This window comes from Candidatus Enterovibrio escicola (assembly GCF_002464935.1).
GTDB classification, from domain to species: Bacteria; Pseudomonadota; Gammaproteobacteria; order Enterobacterales; family Vibrionaceae; genus Enterovibrio; species Enterovibrio escicola.
Map to the genome: position 1 here is coordinate 1 of NZ_NBYY01000034.1, position 20,086 is coordinate 20,086.

18 protein-coding genes are annotated in these 20,086 nt (G+C 41.1%); 2 read left to right on the top strand and 16 right to left on the bottom strand.

Going from position 1 to position 20,086, the window contains the following annotated elements; translation table 11 throughout:
• From dnaE to rpsB, 16 genes are all read right to left on the bottom strand, one after another.
• Positions 1-1,589, bottom strand: a 1,589-nt coding sequence (gene dnaE, locus BTN49_RS10655) for a DNA polymerase III subunit alpha (protein WP_146679410.1), incomplete at its 3' end; no start/stop codon positions are given.
• 54 nt (positions 1,590-1,643) lie between these two features.
• Positions 1,644-2,246, bottom strand: coding sequence for a ribonuclease HII (gene rnhB / locus BTN49_RS10660; protein ID WP_097357150.1), 603 nt, complete (start codon positions 2,244-2,246; stop codon positions 1,644-1,646).
• 3 nt (positions 2,247-2,249) lie between these two features.
• Positions 2,250-3,395 (bottom strand): lipid-A-disaccharide synthase, encoded by a 1,146-nt coding sequence (lpxB, locus tag BTN49_RS10665; protein ID WP_097357311.1) that lies wholly within the window; start codon positions 3,393-3,395, stop codon positions 2,250-2,252.
• Between the two features lie 8 nt (positions 3,396-3,403).
• Entirely contained in the window at positions 3,404-4,192 is a 789-nt protein-coding gene (gene lpxA / locus BTN49_RS10670; protein WP_097357151.1) for an acyl-ACP--UDP-N-acetylglucosamine O-acyltransferase, read from the bottom strand.
• A 2-nt stretch (positions 4,193-4,194) separates the two neighbouring features.
• Positions 4,195-4,647 (bottom strand): 3-hydroxyacyl-ACP dehydratase FabZ, encoded by a 453-nt coding sequence (gene fabZ, locus BTN49_RS10675; protein WP_097357152.1) that lies wholly within the window; start codon positions 4,645-4,647, stop codon positions 4,195-4,197.
• A gap of 143 nt (positions 4,648-4,790) precedes the next feature.
• On the bottom strand, positions 4,791-5,813 hold the full coding sequence (gene lpxD, locus BTN49_RS10680) for a UDP-3-O-(3-hydroxymyristoyl)glucosamine N-acyltransferase (RefSeq protein ID WP_097357153.1): 1,023 nt from the start codon (positions 5,811-5,813) through the stop codon (positions 4,791-4,793).
• Between the two features lie 12 nt (positions 5,814-5,825).
• The gene (locus BTN49_RS10685) at positions 5,826-6,335 is read right to left on the bottom strand and encodes an OmpH/Skp family outer membrane protein (protein ID WP_097357154.1); all 510 of its coding nucleotides are present in this window, start codon (positions 6,333-6,335) and stop codon (positions 5,826-5,828) included.
• A 24-nt stretch (positions 6,336-6,359) separates the two neighbouring features.
• A complete protein-coding gene (gene bamA / locus BTN49_RS10690; RefSeq protein WP_097357155.1) occupies positions 6,360-8,759 on the bottom strand; it encodes an outer membrane protein assembly factor BamA in 2,400 nt (799 codons plus the stop codon).
• A 36-nt stretch (positions 8,760-8,795) separates the two neighbouring features.
• Positions 8,796-10,151, bottom strand: coding sequence for a sigma E protease regulator RseP (gene rseP / locus BTN49_RS10695; RefSeq protein WP_097357156.1), 1,356 nt, complete (start codon positions 10,149-10,151; stop codon positions 8,796-8,798).
• Positions 10,148-11,344, bottom strand: a complete 1,197-nt coding sequence (gene ispC, locus BTN49_RS10700) for a 1-deoxy-D-xylulose-5-phosphate reductoisomerase (protein ID WP_097357312.1) — start codon at positions 11,342-11,344, stop codon at positions 10,148-10,150. Before ispC ends, rseP begins: the two co-directional genes overlap by 4 nt.
• Positions 11,345-11,416: 72 nt before the next feature.
• On the bottom strand, positions 11,417-12,265 hold the full coding sequence (locus tag BTN49_RS10705) for a phosphatidate cytidylyltransferase (protein ID WP_097357157.1): 849 nt from the start codon (positions 12,263-12,265) through the stop codon (positions 11,417-11,419).
• 12 nt (positions 12,266-12,277) lie between these two features.
• A complete protein-coding gene (locus tag BTN49_RS10710) occupies positions 12,278-13,048 on the bottom strand; it encodes an isoprenyl transferase (RefSeq protein ID WP_097357158.1) in 771 nt (256 codons plus the stop codon).
• A 75-nt stretch (positions 13,049-13,123) separates the two neighbouring features.
• A complete protein-coding gene (gene frr / locus BTN49_RS10715; protein WP_097357159.1) occupies positions 13,124-13,681 on the bottom strand; it encodes a ribosome recycling factor in 558 nt (185 codons plus the stop codon).
• 56 nt (positions 13,682-13,737) lie between these two features.
• Positions 13,738-14,466: a UMP kinase gene (gene pyrH, locus BTN49_RS10720; RefSeq protein ID WP_097357160.1), complete on the bottom strand. Its 729-nt coding sequence runs from the start codon at positions 14,464-14,466 to the stop codon at positions 13,738-13,740.
• A gap of 84 nt (positions 14,467-14,550) precedes the next feature.
• Complete coding sequence (tsf, locus tag BTN49_RS10725) at positions 14,551-15,396, bottom strand: translation elongation factor Ts (RefSeq protein ID WP_097357161.1); 846 nt, start codon at positions 15,394-15,396, stop codon at positions 14,551-14,553.
• 132 nt (positions 15,397-15,528) lie between these two features.
• Complete coding sequence (rpsB, locus tag BTN49_RS10730) at positions 15,529-16,257, bottom strand: 30S ribosomal protein S2 (protein ID WP_097357162.1); 729 nt, start codon at positions 16,255-16,257, stop codon at positions 15,529-15,531.
• Positions 16,258-16,582: 325 nt separating this feature from the next.
• Here rpsB and map point away from each other — a divergent pair, with 325 nt between their 5' ends.
• Positions 16,583-17,380, top strand: coding sequence for a type I methionyl aminopeptidase (map, locus tag BTN49_RS10735; RefSeq protein WP_097357163.1), 798 nt, complete (start codon positions 16,583-16,585; stop codon positions 17,378-17,380).
• Positions 17,381-17,465: 85 nt separating this feature from the next.
• The gene (gene glnD, locus BTN49_RS10740; RefSeq protein WP_097357164.1) at positions 17,466-20,075 is read left to right on the top strand and encodes a bifunctional uridylyltransferase/uridylyl-removing protein GlnD; all 2,610 of its coding nucleotides are present in this window, start codon (positions 17,466-17,468) and stop codon (positions 20,073-20,075) included.
• Positions 20,076-20,086: the final 11 nt, after the last annotated feature.

A 20,086-nucleotide genomic window follows, 5' to 3' on the forward strand; every position in this document is an offset into this window, starting at 1 on the left:
CAGTATAGTGGTGCAAAGTCAGTAATTGTCGTCGGGGATATAACCACACCACCCGCGTGCTTACCGGCATTACGAATACAACCTTCAAGTATCCGACACTTATCGATCAACTCACGAACTTCTTCATCCGCTTCATAACATTGAGTCAGTTGTGATTCGGAACTAAAGGCCTTTTCAAGGGTCATACCCAGATCAGACGGCACCATCTTAGCAATACGATCAACAAATCCGTAGGGATGACCCAAGACTCTCCCTACATCACGGATAACGGCTTTCGCTGCCATAGTACCGAAAGTAATGATCTGAGATACCGCATCACGACCATACATTTCTGCAACATGATCGATAACTTTGTCACGTTTATCCATACAAAAATCAATGTCGAAATCTGGCATAGAAACACGTTCCGGATTAAGGAAACGTTCGAACAGCAAGTCAAACTCCAGTGGATCAATATCAGTAATATTCAATGCATAAGCAACCAGAGAACCCGCACCAGAACCTCGTCCAGGACCAACAGGAATATTGTTCTTCTTCGACCACTGAATAAACTCCATCACGATAAGAAAGTAACCTGGGAACCCCATTTGGTTAATCACCCCAAGTTCTATATCAAGACGTTCTTCATATTCTGAACGACGTTTAGCACGTTCCTCTGGTTCATGGAAAAGAAGCGTTAAGCGTTTTTCTAAACCTTCCTTCGATTTTTTAACCAAAAATTTACCAATCTCCATACCTTCAGTCGGAAAATTTGGCAAGCAAATCTCGTTCAATCGAATGGTTACATTACAACGTTTTGCAATCTCTACTGAATTAACCAACGCTTCAGGAATATCTTGAAATAGTTCACACATTTCTTCCGAGGTTCGGAGGTATTGATCTGAGCTATAATTCCTAGGACGGCGAGGGTCTACAAGTGTATAACCATCATGGATGGCGACACGAATCTCATGAGCGTCAAACTGATCTGGTGACAAGAAACAAACTTCATTGGTTGCCACTACAGGCAAATTATTGTCAACGGCAAAATCTAATGCAAAATGCATATATACTTCTTCGTCAACACGGTTAGTGCGTGTCAATTCAACGTAGTAAGCATCTGGAAAGTGTGTCTGATAAAATGCTATACACCGTTTTGCTAACACCATATTACCTTTTAGTAAGGTTTTACCTAGGTCGCCTTTACGACCACCAGAGAGCAAAATAAGCCCATTCTTACACTTCGCTAACCACGATTGGTTAATTACTGGTTGGTGTTGAACATGTCCCCTCAAGTAGGCATCTGAGATCAGTGATGTCAGGTTTTTATAACCTTCATTATTTCTAGCAAGAACAGTAAGTTGGTAAAGCTCATTACCTAATACATCTGATTGCACTTTAAAATCAGCACCGATGATCGGTTTCACACCACAATTCTGTGCCGCATTGTAAAACTTAACTAAGCCACACAAGTTTGTAAAATCTGTTAAAGCCATAGCGGGCATACCCATTTCGGCAACTTTAGTAACAATAAGTGGTACTTTAGAAAGTCCGTCAACCATGGAATAGTCACTATGAACGCGAAGATGGATAAAGGATGGGTCTGACATAGCGCTCGTACGTTACTGATTTAAGAAATATAGTTTGGGTAATCCCCATAAGCATTATGTAATGCCTTGCATGTTCCTTATAGGTTTAAAACTTTTACGATGCTCATCAATAATACCGTACTTAGACAATGAGTCAAAGTGTACTTTTGTCAGATATCCCTTGTGGTTGGCAAAGCCGTATTGCGGATATTTTTTATCTAAAACTTCCATTTCTCTATCGCGTACGATTTTAGCAATGATAGATGATGCACTGATTTCAGCTACACGTTGGTCACCTTTTACCACTGCTTCTGCTGATACTTTTAAACCTATAGGTACACAGTTTCCATCAACCAACACAAAGTCTGGAGTAACAGAAAGACCTGCAACTGCTCGTTCCATAGCAAGCATCGTTGCCGCAAGAATATTGATTTCGTCAATTTCTTCGGGTTCGGAGCGTCCTAACGACCATGCGAGAGCTTTCTCTTTGATTTTTTCAAATAACCCCAAACGCTTTTTATCAGTCAGTGTTTTAGAATCTGTCAAACCTTCAATCGGATTATTCGGATCGAGGATCACTGCGGCAGTAACTACCGCGCCAACCAAAGAGCCTCGTCCCACTTCGTCAACACCTGCAATCAATTGAGCGTCAGGATACACAAAAGGTTCAAAATACATTAATTAGCGTCCTATTAGATTAAGTACAGCTCGGGCGGACAATTTATCTGAATCACAACGAATGATTTCATGTAGCTGAGTGAATTTACTCATCAATTCAGAATTATCGCTAGAAAGAAAATGCGTGACATCATTAGCAAGAATATCCGGTGTACATGATTCTTGTATTCTTTCTGGAACTAATTCTCGTCCAGCAAGAATATTTGGCAGCGAAACAAAATTTATTTTCACCATTCGCCTAGCAAGCCAAGCTGTAATAGTATTCATTTTATAACCAACCACCATAGGGCGTTTCACTAACATGCACTCAAGAGCAACCGTGCCAGAGGCCAGTAGAGTACAATCCGACGCTGTGATTACACTACGAGCAGTGTCCTCGACAAGTACGAACTCAAGTTCTGGTGCGATTACCTGACATACCTGTTTAAACTGATCCCCGAGCTTTTCATTCACGAGAGCGACAATAAAGCAAAGATCAGGATAACGTATTTTTAAGCGTCGACATGTTTCGATAAAGATAGGTGCCAACAATTTCATTTCACCATATCGACTTCCAGGTAATACAGCGAGATAGCTCTTAGTTTGATCTAGTCCAAGAAGATTACGTGCTGCTGTTTTGTCACTGTACAGTGGAATATTATCCGCCATAGGATGACCCACAAAATCACATGAGACATTGAATTTGTCATAGAATTCTTTCTCAAATGGCAATAGAGCAAGAACGAGATCTGTGGCTTTTGCAATGGAAAAAATGCGTTCTTGACGCCAAGCCCATACACTAGGACTCACATAGTGTACAGTCTTAATCCCTTTGTCTTTTAACGATTTTTCTAGTCGTAAATTAAAATCAGGTGAATCAATACCAACAAAGACATCGGGTGGATTCGCAACAAAGTACTCAACCAACTTACGTTTAATTCTAAGTAAGAGAGGAAGACGACCCAACACCTCAACAATCCCCATAACTGATAGCTCCTCCATATTGAAAAGAACTTCACAGCCAAACTCTTTCATTTTCGAACCACCAATACCAACGAATTCTGTATCAGGGTAATGCTCTTTGACCTCTTTAATAAAACCAGCGCCTAAAATATCGCCAGAGATTTCCCCCGCAACGATTCCAATACGTAGAGACTTGGCTCTTAACATAGTCTCCATTAGCGAATAATACCTCGTCTTGATTTTTCAAAGAATCTTATAAACAATTTTAATGCTTCTTCGCCTTTTGCCATTTCAGTAATTTTATGTTTTGCCTCTTCCAACGTTTTTCCTGAACGATACAATTCTTTGTATACCATCCGAATAGCTTTAATCACATTTTTTTCAAAACCGCAACGCTTTAGGCCTTCAATATTAATACCAAACGGTGCACAATGATTCCCTTGCACCATTACATACGGAGGAACATCCTTAACAACAATCGATCCACCACCCAGCAGACTATAGCTTCCTATAGTACAGAATTGATGAATTGCTGTCATTCCACCCACAATCACAAAATCATCTACTGTCACATGACCTGCCAGTGTCGCGTTGTTTGCCAAAATGCAACGATTACCAATAATACAGTCGTGTGCAATATGGGCATTGACCATAAACAGGTTATCGCTACCTACTTTTGTAACTCCACCTCCTTGGATGGTGCCACGATGCATGGTCACGCTTTCACGGATAGTATTGCGATCGCCGATTTCCAAAGCGGTCAGCTCGCCTGAATATTTCAAATCCTGACATTCTTCCCCGAGAGATGCGAATTGGAAGATTTTGTTATCGCGTCCAATTTTAGTTAAACCTTTGATCACAACATGGGTTTTAACATCGGTACCTCTGCCGATTTCAACTCCAGTACCAATACAGGAAAATGCACCAATTTTTACATTTATACCTAGGATTACTCCCTCTTCAATAATCGCGGTCGGATGTATTTGTACAGTTTCATGGATCACAATTAAAATTCTCTTCTGGCACACTTCAGATCTGCAGAACAGACGACCTTACCATCAACTTTAGCAACACCCTTAAAAGCTGCAATACCTCGACGCTCTTTGATAAATTTAACTTCTAATACCATCTGATCTCCGGGAATCACAGGTGCACGAAACTTAGCGTTATCAATACTGGCAAAATAGTAAAGCTCATTTTCCTTAGGTTTTCCGAAGGTTTTAAATGCTAGTAAACCAGTTGCTTGCGCCATCGCTTCGAGGATTAGAACCCCTGGTAAAATAGGCAACTGAGGAAAATGACCAGTAAATTGTGGCTCATTAACTGACACATTTTTGATCGCATGAAGATACTTACCTTCTTCAAAATCAGTGACACGATCAATCAATAAAAATGGATAACGGTGAGGCAGCAGCTCTCTAATCTCGTTAATAGTCAAAATGTTATTTTTGTGAATCAAAGTATTATTCCCGTGTGAAAAGCTTATTATTCGTGTTAATTAACGCAAAATGATCCACACTGCAGCTTACGGCTCTACACCATGACTATATAAATTCAATGTTGCTATACACCAACAAGATATGCCATCCGAAACAGCTTTTACTAGCTCTCTTTTAGTTGTTTTTCAACGGCTTTCAATCTCTTTTGCATATCTTCGATTCTCATAACGCGTGCTGCAGTTTTACGCCACTCTCGATTTTTCTGCAAAGGAATACCCGAAGAATACATACCCGGTTCAGTGATAGATCGCATAACCATACCCATACCGGTGATCGAAACGCCATCCGTTATTTCTATATGACCATTAATGACACAAGCACCACCAATAAAGCAGTGTTTACCAATTTTAAGGCTACCCCCCATCACTGTAGCACCCGCGATGGCTGTATTTTTACCGATCGAAATATTATGCGCGATTTGGCATTGATTGTCGATGATCACACCATCTCCAATCAGTGTATCTCCCAATGCTCCACGGTCTATGCTAGTACATGCACCAATCTCAACACCATTTCCAATAACTACGCTTCCCACTTGAGGAATTTTAACCCATAATCCTTTATCATTGGCGTAACCAAACCCATCAGAACCAATCACAGCCCCAGACTGAATAAGACAATATTCACCAATTACAACGTTATGATAAATTGATACATTCGCCCATAGGCGTGTATTCGAACCTAGGGATGCATTTTTACCTACAAAGCAACCTGCACCTATCTGTACGTAATCACCCAATATAGCGCCGTCTTCAATCACCGCATTGTGACCAACAGAAACACCAACACCCAATGTCGCCATCGTCGATACATACGAACTTGGTGCAATATCCGAGGCACATGCTGGTGTGGTATCTAGAAATTGCGCCGTTAATGCATACCCTAAATAAGGATCTTTCATAACCAGTGCATTGCGATTTGGACAAATTAGATCAACTTCCTTGATAATTACCGCACTGGCTTGACATTTAGCAAGGTGCTTACGATATTTACTACTTGCAAGGAATGTGATCTGTCCTTTACCCGCTTTATCCATACTTGCAATTGAACTGATAACGACGGTTCCATCGCCTTGAAGTTTTGCACCTAGCCTTTCCGCTAATTCTGCGAGAGTAATAGAAACCATTTTCTACCTTACTTATTTTACTGCTTTCAATACTTTCTCAGAAAGATCATCTTTTGAGCTTGAAAACAGTACAGCTTGCCCGTCAAGAACCATGTCATATCCTTCCTTTTTAGCAAGTTCACCAATGGCCTTCTGAAGTTTGTGAATAAGTTTACGTTGTTCTTCTGTGCTACGTTTACGTTCATCTTCTTTTAAGTTATTTACTTTCAGCTTATAGTCTGAATCAAGAGATTGCAGTTCACGTTGCAATTGTATACGTTCTTTTTCACTCATCAACTCGCCATTACGCTTAAGCTTATCAATACCTTCTTTGAGTTGGTTTTCTAAACGTTCGACTTCTGCAATATGGTCTTTAAATTCCCGACGCAGACTTTCATTTACGTTGCTTTCCTTAGCCATTTGCGCCAAAACTGCACCCGTAGAAACATACCCCATTTTCTGAACTGCATACACTGATGAAGTAAGTACTGAAGCATTGATAGCAACAAGAAACAGGCCTGCTGCCTTGATAAGTAGTTTCAAAGATAGTCTCCTAAATATTAAAAATCAGAACGTCCGGCCAATCGTGAAAGTAAACAACTCTTCATCATCACCTTCAAATTTATTAATAGGCTTAGACAGGGAAAAAACCAGTGGCCCTAACGGAGATTGCCACTGCAGTGCTGCACCATAGGATGCTCGATAATTAAACGGATTACTGTAGTCATAAACATATTTCTTTCCACTTATCACTTGCGCATCCTTCAGATCGTATTCAGTATCCCATACGGATGCAGCATCGACAAATAGACTGGTACGTAATGTATTTTGTGCTCCTTTCGATATAAACGGTGTTGGTACGATCAATTCTAAGCTGGCTAGCGAAATAGCATTACCACCAATAGAATTCTTGGTACCTATCAGCGCATGGTTGTTACCAACACCCCGATCGTACACCGCTTTTGGGCCTGCTGTATTTGAGCGAAAACCCCGCAATGTAGAAAATCCGCCCGCATAAAAATTTTCATAAAATGGCAACAAATGATCTTTATTATTATTGCTGCCGTACCCGTTACCATAACCAAGGCGACCACGCATTAACAATATTAAACTGTTCGACGCCGTTAGTGGGATATAATGTCTAACATCGTATTCTGCTTTATAAAACTGAACATCAGACCCTGGGATTGTCATACGTAAAGAAGCGTGCTGGTAATTACCGGCGGTAGGGAAGACGCCACGGTTCAAATTATTACGACGCCAACTGATAGACCAATCCACGTCATTAACCTTTAGACCACCTTTGTTTGTCTTATTCCTTTCTTGTGAAGCCATGAACTTTTTAACTTGATAGTAACCACTAAGTTTTTCTATTTGTCTGTGTGTATAACCAATTGACAAATCGAAATAGTTTAATTCATTAATGGGAAACCCCCACGTTAGATTAGTACCGTAACTCTTGTCATTATAATCAACAATATTGGCATTAGACGCTTCAAACTCGCTGTAAAAAACTTTCCCGCCAAGACTGATACCATCAAGTGTCAAATATGGGTTTCGATAATCAAGTGCTAGATTTTTTTGATACTTATTAACCATGGCGCTAATACCCAATCGATTACCTGTTCCGATCCAGTTATCTTGTTGAATACCCGTCTTGAAACTGATACCTGATGCGCTACCAAAACCCACAGCAAAGTTTACGTTACCAGAGGTGGCTTCTTTGACAGTGTACTCAATATCAACTTGATCATCCGTACCTAGCACGCGAGTATTACGTACATCTATAGTCTCAAAGAAGCCCAGTCGGTTCAGACGTTCTTTACTAGTTTCGATCGATTTTACATTCAACCATGAACCTTCCATTTGACGCATTTCGCGGCGAAGTACTTCATCTCGTGTAATTTGGTTTCCAGAAAATTTAATATTTCTAACATAAACACGTTTGCCAGGATCAATATCCATATTCAATACAACAGTTTGATTGTCATCATTAAATTCAGGGATGGTGATAACTTGTGGATAAGCATAACCTTCTTCAGCAAGTTGGCGCTTTATTGCATTCCCAAGGGCAATGACTTTCTTACCATTGTAGACTTCACCTTTTTCGATCGTCATTAATGAGGTATAGTATTTCCTCGCTTTTGTACCTCGTACATTAACGTCCACAATACTGTAGGGATGACCTTCCTCTATATTCAAGGTGATATAAATACCTTTCTTATCAGGGGAAATTGATACTTGTGTAGACTCGACACGAAATTTAAGATAGCCGGAGTTTAGATAAAAAGAACGCAAGTTCTCCAAATCTCCCATCAACACTTGCTTTTGATACTTTTTATTAGCAAGCAAATTCCACCAAGGAAGATCAGCACGAAGTTTAAATATTTTTTTTAATTCATCATCACTAAAAACATCATTACCCATAAAGTTAATTTGCTGGATGGAAGCAGAAATACCTTCAGTAAAAATGAAGTTCACATCAGAACGATTACGTGGCAACGGTGTGATCACGGTTTTCACTAATGCGTTGTACATACCCATACTGTAATAGAAATCTTCAAGTCCTTTCTCAATATTTAATAACTTAGCGCGATCTAATGACTCACCTATACGTACACCTGATGCAGTAAGATTTTCGTTTAATTGTTTGTCTCTGATTTGTTTATTGCCAGAAAACGAAATATTAGCAATTGTTGGACGTTCAACAACTTTAACCAATAAATCTCCACCATCTCGATAAACACGAATATTATCAAAGCTTCCTTTTGAAAATATAGACTTAATAATCACCGCAACATCACCCTCATCGATAATGTCTCCAACACGTACGGGCATAGCAAGTAATGCGGCACCCATGCTGATCCGTTGAAGCCCTTCAAATCTGATGTCTTCCACCATAAACTCATCGGCAGTGACAGAATTTAAAAATAGAAGGGAGACTAGTAAAAGTTTCTTCATTTCCATTGCTGTTCTGACTTTTCCTTGCTGATACGATGATTTTTATAGTCGTAAAAGATCATTAAATATTGCCACGGTCATCAACGCTATAATAATGGCAGAGCCAACCCTATATCCCATATCCTGAACCCGTTCAGAGAGGGGCTGACCCCTTACAGCTTCAATACCAAAAAATAACAGATGACCACCGTCAAGAACAGGTAAAGGTAACAGGTTAATAACACCCAAGTTAACACTGATAAGTGCCAGAAAACCAAGAAAGTGTACCAGACCAAAGCCTGCGCTCATCCCAGCACCTTTTGCAATTGAGATGGGTCCACTTAAATTCTTCACGGCCACATCACCCGTAAGTAACTTTTTAATCATTTCAACCGTTAACACCATCACCTGCCATGTCTTTATTATGGCTTTAGGTATCGCCTCTAACGGATGCAATTGCATCATAAATTGATATGATTCAGGCCAAGGCTCAACTTTAGGTACTAGGCCTGCGTAGCCAATGAGAATATTATTCTGTTCTTTTGCATCAGGAACCAGTTCAAATAACAATACCTGATTACCACGAAGCACAGAAACCGATAACGGTGTATCTGGATTGGCACGAATAAGTCCAACCACCTTCTGCCAATCATCAACAGACTGTCCCTCAATAGTCAATATCTCATCTCCTAGGCGTAAACCAACTCGTTGAGCCGGACTTCCTTCAACCAAATAAGCGATAATATTAGTGATCTCTGGTGAAAAAGGAATCATACCTAATGTTCTCAATGCCGATTCTTTGTCTGAATCAAACGACCAATCTGAGATATCTAACGTCTTAATCACGACATCACCAACGCTATCTTTTGGCCGGATCGAGAGATGCATCCTTTCATTACCAATGTGATAGATAAGTTGAAGATTTACTGACTCCCAGTCCGCCGTTTCGATGCCAGATATAGCGATAAGTTCCATCCCTGGTTCAATTCCCGCTTTTGCAGCAATAGATTGAGGAGTCACATCACCAATCACAGGTTTTAGTGTTTGCACTCCAATCACCATCACTAACCAATAAGCAAATATAGCTAACAAAAAGTTGGCAACTGGTCCGGCGGCAACAATGGAATTACGCTGCCAAAGCGGACGATTATTAAACGCTTGATGCTTTAGTTCTTCAGGCACATTACTAACACGTTCGTCCAGCATCTTCACATAGCCCCCTAGTGGAATCATAGCAAGGGTATATTCGGTTCCGTCCTTTCCAAAATGCTGCCAAATTGATTTACCAAAGCCAATAGCAAATCGTTCGACTTTTACCCCACAACGCCGAGCAACCAAAAAATGTCCATATTCATGAACTGCAATCAATATCCCTAACGCAATCAAGAAAAACAGGAGATTCCAGATTATCCCATTCATCGTGCAACCCTCTTAATCCAGTATTTCGCCAACACACGAGCATGGGCATCAATGTCAAGCAAACACTCTATGCTTGACGGTTGTACAAATCTCGTTCCTTGCAGTACCGCATCATTAATGTCAGCAATCTGCGTAAAACTAATTGCACCCCTTAAAAACGCGTCGACAGCAATCTCGTTGACCGCGTTGAGGGTGGTCGTTGCTGCTTGACCGACATAACAAGCATCAATTGCCAATTTTAAGCAAGGGTAACGTTTTAAATCAGGTTTAATAAACGTAAATTCGCTAGCTTCACAAAAGTCAAACGACTTAACACCTGCCTGAATGCGTTGTGGATATGCCATGGCGTAGGCAATAGGTGTATTCATGTCCAGTCGTCCCATTTGCGCCATCACGGATCCATCTCGATACTGTACCATTGAATGAATAACAGACTGAGGATGAATAATGACATCTAGCTGTTCACATTTTGCATTAAACAACCAACGCGCTTCAATGTACTCAAGACCTTTATTCATCATGGTGGCAGAGTCGACAGAGATCTTTTGCCCCATTGACCAGTTAGGATGAGCAATAGCTTGTGCTGGTGTCACCGAAGTTAGTACTCCAATGTCAGTGTATCGGAAAGGCCCTCCTGAACCTGTTAATATAATCTTACTTACCCCTTCAGCATCAAGATCGCATGTTCCAAGTTTAACTTGGATGGTTGCTGGTAAGCATTGGAAAATAGCACTATGTTCACTATCTACAGGTAACAGTTCTGCACCATATTGGTGCACAGCATCAATGAAAATCTGACCCGACATAACCAACGCTTCTTTATTCGCTAGCAATACGCGCTTTCCAGCTTTCACTGCGGCCATTGTTGGAAGCAACCCAGCTGCCCCAACCACCGCTGCCATCACAGTGTCTACATCAGGATGTGAAGAAAGTACAGATAGCGCATCAGCACCACCTAACACTTGGGTCTTTAATCCCACTAATCGTAATTCCTCACGTAGCGTCTTCGCCGCAGTTTCATTCGCCATTGCTGCATAAGTAGGATTCCATTTAACGCAAAGGGCAACCATCTCTCCAACATTATCACTTGCCGCTAAAGCGAAGACTTCAAACGCGTGTGAATTCTTTTCTATCACTGACAGTGTACTACTTCCTATAGAGCCAGTCGCACCAAGAATCGTTAACTTACGCATAGACAACTCAATCTTTATTTGTTTATAAATAACCATGGATACACGTCATTGCATAGCAATCAGTGACCAATCTTATGCCAACCAGAAATACAGTAGCGTAAATACAGGAAATGCAGCAGTAAGACTGTCAATTCGATCAAGTATTCCTCCATGACCAGGAAGGATGTTACCACTGTCTTTCACGCCCGCAACACGCTTAAACATACTCTCTGCCAAATCACCCAACACAGATGAAAATGAGGTAATCAATGCAATAATGCCCAAGACCGAAAGAGAGGGTGATGGAATAGCAAAATATTTTGCAGTAACGGCTGCAACCAGCACTGATGCAATCAAACCGCCAATCATCCCTTCAATTGTTTTATTAGGACTTACGGCTGGCGCCATTTTACGTTTACCAAAACACTTTCCTACGAAGTAGGCTCCTGTATCTGCAGCCCAGACCAATAAGCAGACCAACAATACGAGTTTGGCGCCTAGATACGGGTGGAAGTTATACTCATACGCGCGAAGCGATAACACGCTCCAAAGAAAAGGGAGTAAAGTGAGTATTCCGAAGATCTGTTGTAATACCGAATTGTTTGACCACCAACTCGTAGCTTTTGGATATTTAACTACCATTACGGTCGCTAACAACCACCAAATGGTACCTATAAGAGCCACAAGGCAGCCATTAATCGTTGAAATATTCAATCCAGAAAAATCAACAGGAAAAGCTAAAAGAAAGCCAATAAGAACAAGTGCAGGAAGAATAATCACTTCACAACGAGAAGTGGCAGCAATGAACTTGGTCCATTCCCAGTGACCAATCAACACTATGGTTACTACAACCATAACAAAAATATAAAACGGCAAAAAGAAGATACCTGCGATAACCAAAGGACCCAATACAGATGCCGTTAAGACACGTTGTTTCAGCAAACGAAACCCTCTTTATTTTTCTATTATTAACATGGCTCGAATCTGTTCACCCGTATACCCAAACCGACGTTCACGATTAATGTACCAAGCGATGGCATTGGTGAAACTAATTTCATCGAAATCTGGCCAAAATTGTTCAGTGAAATACAACTCAGCATAGGCTGATTGCCACAGCATAAAGTTACTAATGCGACACTCACCGCTGGTACGAATCATTAAATCTACATCTGGAAGATGTGCTGTCGCCAAACGTGCTGTAATGTCAGCCTCCGTTAATTCTCCTACGGAGATCTCTCCTCGCTTAATTTGATCTGCCAATATTTTTACAGCCTGTAAAATATCCCATTGTCCACCATAGTTAGCAGCAATATTCAGCACAAGTCCTGCATTATTAGCCGTGAGTGCTTCAGCCGATGATATTTTATCTTGTAGCGATTGGCTAAATTTGGAGATATCCCCAATAACGTTCAATTTAATACAGTTTTTGTGAAGACGTTTAATTTCACGTCCCAACACAGTAACAAACAACTCCATCAGAAGGCTAACTTCTTCTTTCGGACGTTTCCAATTATCACTGCTAAAAGCAAAAAGTGTTAACACTTGGATACCGAGACGATTGGCCGTTGAAACGGTTTTTCTGACGGCATCAACACCTGCTTTATGACCAAACATTCTGGCTTTACCACGTGCTTTAGCCCAGCGGCCATTACCATCCATAATGACCGCAATGTGCCTTGGTAACAGGATGGGATCCATCTCTAAGATAGAGGATTGGGAGCTCATCATTATCCTTCGCAAATAAAAAGCGCTGTACTGCAAGCACAGCGCTTCGGCAACGGAATCAGAGTGTAGTCCGAATTAGACTTCCATCAACTCTTTTTCTTTCATTTCAAGAATCGAGTCAATATCTTTAACTGCTGCATCCGTCAGCTTTTGGGTTCGATCTTGGCCTATGCGTTCTTCGTCCTCAGATATTTCCTTTTCTTTCAACATATTTTTTAAATCATTGTTAGCATCGCGTCGAATGTTACGTATCGCAACACGTCCCTGTTCTGCTTCTCCACGAACGATTTTAACGAGATTACGACGACGTTCTTCCGTCAACGGGGGAAGTGGAACACGGATAACAGAGCCGGACGTCATTGGGTTTAAGCCTAAGTTCGATGACATGATCGCTTTCTCAACAGCCTTTAAAATAGAGTTATCAAAAACGGTGATGGATAATGTACGTGCATCTTCGATAACGACTGACGCCAATTGTTTTAGTGGGGTTATTGTGCCATAGTATTCAACAGATAAGCCATCAAGCAATGCAGGATGTGCACGGCCAGTTCGTATTTTCGACAGAGCAGTCTTCAGCGCTTCAACGCTTTTCTGCATCCTCTGTTTCGCATCTATGTTAATTTCATTGTTCACGAGAACATCCTTGGAGTTTCTTTTGCTAGACTGACAAATTATGCCACTAATTTTGATTAACCGTTATCAATTAGTGTACCTTCTTGCTCACCCATCACAACTCGGTGCAATGCGCCCGGTTTATTCATGTTGAAAACACTAATGGGCATTTTATGGTCACGTGCTAGCGTAAAGGCTGCTAAATCCATCACTCTCAATTCTTTTTCCAGAAGATCTTGATACTTTAGGCGACTGTATAGCTCGGCACTTGGGTTTTTAACTGGATCGTCATTGTACACACCATCCACCTTAGTTGCCTTAATTACGATATTTGCTTCAATTTCAATACCACGCAGACACGCTGCAGAGTCAGTAGTAAAAAGCGGGTTTCCCGTGCCTGCAGTGAATATTACCACAAGCCCATTACGAAGCTGACTAATTGCTTCAGCCCAATTATAGCTATCACAAACGCCGTTTAAGGGAATTGAGGACATTACCCGAGCATTCACATAAGCACGCTGCAGCGCATCGCGCATTGCCAAACCATTCATCACAGTTGCTAACATACCCATGTGATCGCCCACAATTCTGTTCATACCCGCTTCAGCAAGGATAGCTCCACGAAACAAGTTACCACCACCGATAACCACACCAATTTGTACACCAAGTTCAACTATTTCTTTGATTTCTTGTGCCATACGGTCAAGAATAGTGGGATCTATACCGAATCCTTCTTTTCCTTGCAGCGCTTCACCACTCAATTTAAGTAAAATTCGTTGATAAGCGGGTTTTTGGTTTGTAGCCATTTTCACTACCTTTAAGCACTTACTTGTACGGATGGGATTGTAAAAAGGCCGCAGTGTACTTACTGCGGTCTTTCAAAGAGACGGTTAGCACTTCTTAACAGCAGCTACTTCTTCAGCAAAACTCATTTCTTTAGCTTTCTCTATACCTTCACCAACTTCCATTCTAGCAAAGGCAGAAACTGACACATTTTTCTCTTTTAGGAGATCACCTACAGATTTTTTAGGTTCCATGATAAAAGCTTGACCAGTCAAAGACACTTCTCCAGTAAATTTTTTCATGCGACCAACAACCATTTTTTCTGCTATTTCAGCCGATTTGCCTTCATTCATAGCGATTTCTATTTGGATTGCTTTCTCTTTTTCAACTACATCAGCTGGTACATCGCCAGAAGTTAGGAACTCAGGCTTAGACGCAGCTACGTGCATAGCAACATGCTTCAATGTTTCAACGTCACCTTCACCGGCAACAATTACACCAATGCGTTCACCGTGACGGTAAGTAGCCAAAATAACACCTTCAATATACTGAACGCGACGAATAGAAATGTTTTCACCAATCTTTGTCACTAGCGCTATACGTACTCCTTCAAACTGATCCTGCAATTCTTTTATTGTTGCTTTTGAGGTCAGTGCAGTGCAAGCAACTTGGTTTGCAAACGCCGTGAAACTACCATCTTTAGCTACGAAATCAGTTTGGCAGTTAACTTCAAGAAGGACTGCCACTCCGTCAACTTCTTTGATAATGATAGTACCTTCAACTGTAACATTACCTGCTTTTTTAGCAGCTTTAGCAGCACCGCTTTTACGCATATTTTCAATCGCCAGCTCGATATCAGCCTTCGCTCCAACCAGGGCTTTTTTACAATCCATAATGCCCGCACCAGTGCGCTCACGAAGTTCTTTTATTTGGGACGCGGTAACAGTTGCCATTGTTAAATCCTCGATTCGAAACTATTTGGATAAAAACTGGGAGTCCAATATTGACCCCTGTTAATCTACTTAGCCTACAGAGTAGAGTTGCTCATAGCAGCCTCAATGTTTACAATGGAGCATGAGTGTTTATTACTCAGCAACTTCAACCAGTTCGTCTTCTGCTAGAGATACGATATCTTGACGACGACCTTCAGTGTATGACTGAGCAACTGCATTCAGATACAGTTTAACAGCACGTATTGCATCGTCATTACCTGGGACAACGAAGTCGACTCCGTCTGGATCAGAGTTAGTATCAACTACTGCGTACACTGGAATACCAAGGTTATTCGCTTCCTTAATCGCAATGTGCTCTTGATCAGCGTCAATAACGAACAAGGCGTCAGGTAAGCCCCCCATGTTTTTGATACCACCCAGAGATTTTTCAAGTTTGTCCATTTCTCGGGTACGCATCAGAGCTTCTTTTTTTGTCAGTTTTCCAAAAGTACCGTCAGTTGCCTGAACTTCCAAATCTTTCAGGCGTTTGATTGACTGACGAACAGTTTTCCAATTAGTCAGCATACCACCCAACCAACGGTTATTCACATAGTACTGGTCACAGCTTTCAGCAGCGACTTTTACAGGCTCGCTAGCAGCACGTTTAGTACCTACAAAAAGGACTTTACCTTTACGCTCACCAACTTTAGCCAATTCCGTTAATACGTCATTGAACATTGGTACAGTTTTTTCTAAGTTGATGATATGAACCTTATTACGTGAACCGAAAATAAATGGTTTCATCTTCGGGTTCCAATAACGGGTTTGGTGACCAAAGTGAACACCAGCTTTCAGCATGTCGCGCATTGAAATAGTAGCCATTTAAATTCCTCTTCGGGTTAGGCGTCCACATACCCCATACCTCCGCCCAGTAAAAGGACACTCCTGCGTATGTGTCGATATGTGTGTGAGTTAATTAAATTAAATTGCTCGTGAAATTATCCAGCTTTGAACCCGTCTAGTAGATTTACTAGAGAAAGGCGTATTCCGACGTGTTTTATACCATAAATACACGCTAAAATCTAGTATAAAAGAAGTCACTGATTAACCCATTAAAGGTTCCCTCATTATGATACGATTGATAATATGAATTGATAGGAATCAATTTATCCCTTGCTTGAATGAGGGAACAAACTAAGAGATATCAATGAGCGCTACGATTAAAACGGTTGAAGAAATCAAAAAAATGCGTGAGGCAGGGCGCCTTGCGGCAGAAGTATTAGAGATGATCGCACCGTATGTTAGAGCCGGCATCTCGACAGGAGAGTTAGATGACATTTGCCACAGATACATCACAGAAACACAAAAGGCGATACCGGCACCTCTCAATTATCATGGGTTCCCAAAATCTATCTGCACTTCAATTAATCGCATAGTTTGCCACGGTATTCCAAAAACAACCGACATATTGAAAGAAGGCGACATAATCAATATCGATGTTACTGTGATCAAGAATGGGTATCATGGGGACACTTCACAAATGTTTCAAGTAGGTGACGTCTCTCTTGAAGACAAGCGTCTCTGCCGCATTACACAAGAAAGCCTTTACTACGCATTTAAAAAAGTGCGACCAGGTGCACGTGTCGGTGACATCGGTACTGCAATACAAAAATTCATTAAAAATAGCAACACGCGCTACTCGATTGTAAGAGATTACTGTGGTCACGGCATCGGTACTGAATTTCACGAAGAACCGCAAATTGTACACTACAAAAATAGCGACCGTACTCTACTAAAAGAGGGTATGTGCTTCACTATAGAGCCAATGATCAACGCAGGAAAATTTGGCACCGTATTAGATGAAAATGACAGTTGGACGGTCTACACCAGAGACGGTAAAAAATCAGCACAATGGGAACACACTCTTTTAGTCACAGATACAGGCTGTGAAATACTGACATTGCGCAGTAATGAAATCCTGCCTCGTAGCATAAATAACACATAACCAATCGTGTAGGCCTATACACAAACTTTCCGGATGTTTCAAGGTATAAGTGCCTGCTTTCTCTGCTAGGATACCCCTAAACGACATGTTGATCACACCCAAACAACTCACACCCATACAACTTAATGTCCCCGAATTGAAACACCAGATCGGCTTGTTCAATGAAGGTCAAAAAATAGCATTTATAAACCACTCATTAGTCGCCGATCTGATTTATCAACGCTCACAGTACATTGATGAGATTTTACAGCGACTTTACCAACATTTTGGTTTTGATCATAAACCTGATCTTGCACTCATTGCCGTTGGTGGGTACGGTCGTAGCGAATTGCATCCACTTTCAGATATTGACTTACTGATCCTCAGTGAAGGAAAACTGGAAAAAAAATATGAAAATTGTATTAGCGCATTCATTACCTTGCTTTGGGATTTAAAATTAGAAGTCGGACACAGTGTAAGAACGTTGTCAGATTGCTTTAATGTTGGTCTTAACGATCTGACCGTGGCGACAAACCTTCAGGAAGCCCGTTTACTTTGCGGCAGTAACCGTATTTATCATCAACTAAAAAGTACCGTATACTCAGAGCAGTTTTGGCCAAGCAAAAGATTTTTTAAAGCAAAAATCGAAGAACAACGCATACGACATGCACACTATCACGATACCGCCTATAACCTAGAACCAGACATAAAATCGAGCCCAGGAGGAATACGTGATATTCATACATTGAGTTGGATAGCCCGCCGACACTTTGGAGCTACCAGTTTACTCGAAATGAGTCAATATGGTTTTTTGACCAGTGCAGAATTTCGCGAGTTATCAGAATGTCAAACTATGCTTTGGCGTATTCGATTTGCACTTCATATTGAACTTCATCGCTATGATAACCGTCTGACTTTTTCCCACCAACCGTCCGTTGCCGAAACATTAGGTTATCATGGAGAAAGGAATCAAGGTGTAGAATTAATGATGAAAGATTTCTATCGTACCCTAGGTCGAGTGTCTGAACTCAACAAAATGTTGATCCAACTATTTGCACAAGCGATTGAAGATAAAAAAAATCACAATAAAACAAAGATTTTAAGTGATGATTTTCAACGCCGTGGCGCTCAAATTGAAGCACGTAACCCTGCGTTGTTTCAAGCCCGCCCAGATACCATCCTTGATATGTTCTTGTATATAGCCAACGATAAATCGATTGAATTTATTTCGGCACCTACGCTTCGCCAATTGCGAGCAGCCAGATGCAATCTCAACCTTTTCTTATGCGATCTTCCTAAAGCAAAAGCAAAATTCATCGAACTCACACGACATCCGAATGCGCTGCACAACGCATTTTCGTTGATGCATAAACACGGCGTACTCTCCGCTTACTTGCCACAGTGGAACCAAATAGTCGGACAAATGCAGTTTGATCTCTTTCACTCTTACACAGTCGATGAACATACAGTTCGCTTACTTAAACACATTAATGGCTATCTCCTAGAAGAAAACCGAGAAAGACATCCAATATGTTGCGATATATATCCTCGTCTTGCTAAACCAGAACTACTCCTGTTGGCCGCAATTTTTCACGATATTGGAAAAGGACGTGGCAGTAACCACTCTGAAATTGGTGCTGAAGAGGCGTATATATTTTGTATCGATCATGGTTTTTCTCGCCCAGACGCTAATTTGGTCAGTTGGTTGGTAAAAAACCATCTTATTATGTCCGTAACGGCGCAGCGAAGAGACATTTATGATCCAGAAGTGATAACTGAGTTTACAAAATTGATACGTGATGAAGAACGGTTAGATTACTTGCTCTGCTTAACTGTTGCAGATATTACGGCTACCAACCCTGCTCTTTGGAACAGTTGGAAGCGCACCTTGCTGGCAGAGCTTTACTACTCAACCCAAAAAGCACTACGCCGAGGATTAGAAAATCCACCAGATATCCGAGAACGTATTCGTCACAACCAACATCTTGCCTCAGAGATCCTTAGAAAAAACGGACATACACAGATAAAAATTGACCTGCTCTGGCAACGATTTAAAGCAGATTACTTTCTGCGCCATACCCATCAACAAATTGCTTGGCATAGCCAATATATTCTCAACCACCCGAGTGACAATCCATTGGTACTACTGAGTAAAAATTCAACACGCGGAGGTACTGAAGTTTTTGTTCATAGCCGAGACAGACCCAGTCTATTTGCACGTGTGGTGGCTTCGCTCGACAAGAAAAATCTAAGTGTTCATGATGCTCAAATCATGACCAGCAAAGACGGTTTTGCTCTAGATACCTTTATAGTACTCGATGCAAATAACGAAGCTGTATCCATTGATCGCCATGCTAAGATTAATGAAGGTATAACTCAGGCCTTGTTACAAGAAGGTATAATCGATATCCCTAATCGCAGATCCCCGCGCAAACTCATGGCGTTTAAAGTAAAAACACAAGTGAGCTTTTTACCTACTAGAACTGGAAAACATACTCTTATTGAACTTATTGCGCTGGACGTTCCTGGTTTACTCACACGCATAGGTGCTGTGTTTGCACAGAGAAGAGTTTCCTTACAGGCAGCGAAAATCACCACCATTGGTGAACGAGCAGAAGATTTCTTCATTATCACTGATAGCAAACGACAGGCACTTTCAGAAAGAAAGCAGATAGAACTCAAAGAAGCATTACTAGCTGCATTAAACAACGACTAATCACACATGAG

Coding starts and splice junctions, on each gene's coding strand:
- rnhB (WP_097357150.1), bottom strand. CDS start 2,246: ATGTATTTTGAACCTTTTGTGTATCCTGACGCTCAATTGATTGCAGGT.
- lpxB (WP_097357311.1), bottom strand. CDS start 3,395: ATGTTAAGAGCCAAGTCTCTACGTATTGGAATCGTTGCGGGGGAAATC.
- lpxD (WP_097357153.1), bottom strand. CDS start 5,813: ATGGTTTCTATTACTCTCGCAGAATTAGCGGAAAGGCTAGGTGCAAAA.
- bamA (WP_097357155.1), bottom strand. CDS start 8,759: ATGGAAATGAAGAAACTTTTACTAGTCTCCCTTCTATTTTTAAATTCT.
- rseP (WP_097357156.1), bottom strand. CDS start 10,151: ATGAATGGGATAATCTGGAATCTCCTGTTTTTCTTGATTGCGTTAGGG.
- ispC (WP_097357312.1), bottom strand. CDS start 11,344: ATGCGTAAGTTAACGATTCTTGGTGCGACTGGCTCTATAGGAAGTAGT.
- BTN49_RS10710 (WP_097357158.1), bottom strand. CDS start 13,048: ATGAGCTCCCAATCCTCTATCTTAGAGATGGATCCCATCCTGTTACCA.
- pyrH (WP_097357160.1), bottom strand. CDS start 14,466: ATGGCTACAAACCAAAAACCCGCTTATCAACGAATTTTACTTAAATTG.
- tsf (WP_097357161.1), bottom strand. CDS start 15,396: ATGGCAACTGTTACCGCGTCCCAAATAAAAGAACTTCGTGAGCGCACT.
- rpsB (WP_097357162.1), bottom strand. CDS start 16,257: ATGGCTACTATTTCAATGCGCGACATGCTGAAAGCTGGTGTTCACTTT.
- map (WP_097357163.1), top strand. CDS start 16,583: ATGAGCGCTACGATTAAAACGGTTGAAGAAATCAAAAAAATGCGTGAG.
- glnD (WP_097357164.1), top strand. CDS start 17,466: ATGTTGATCACACCCAAACAACTCACACCCATACAACTTAATGTCCCC.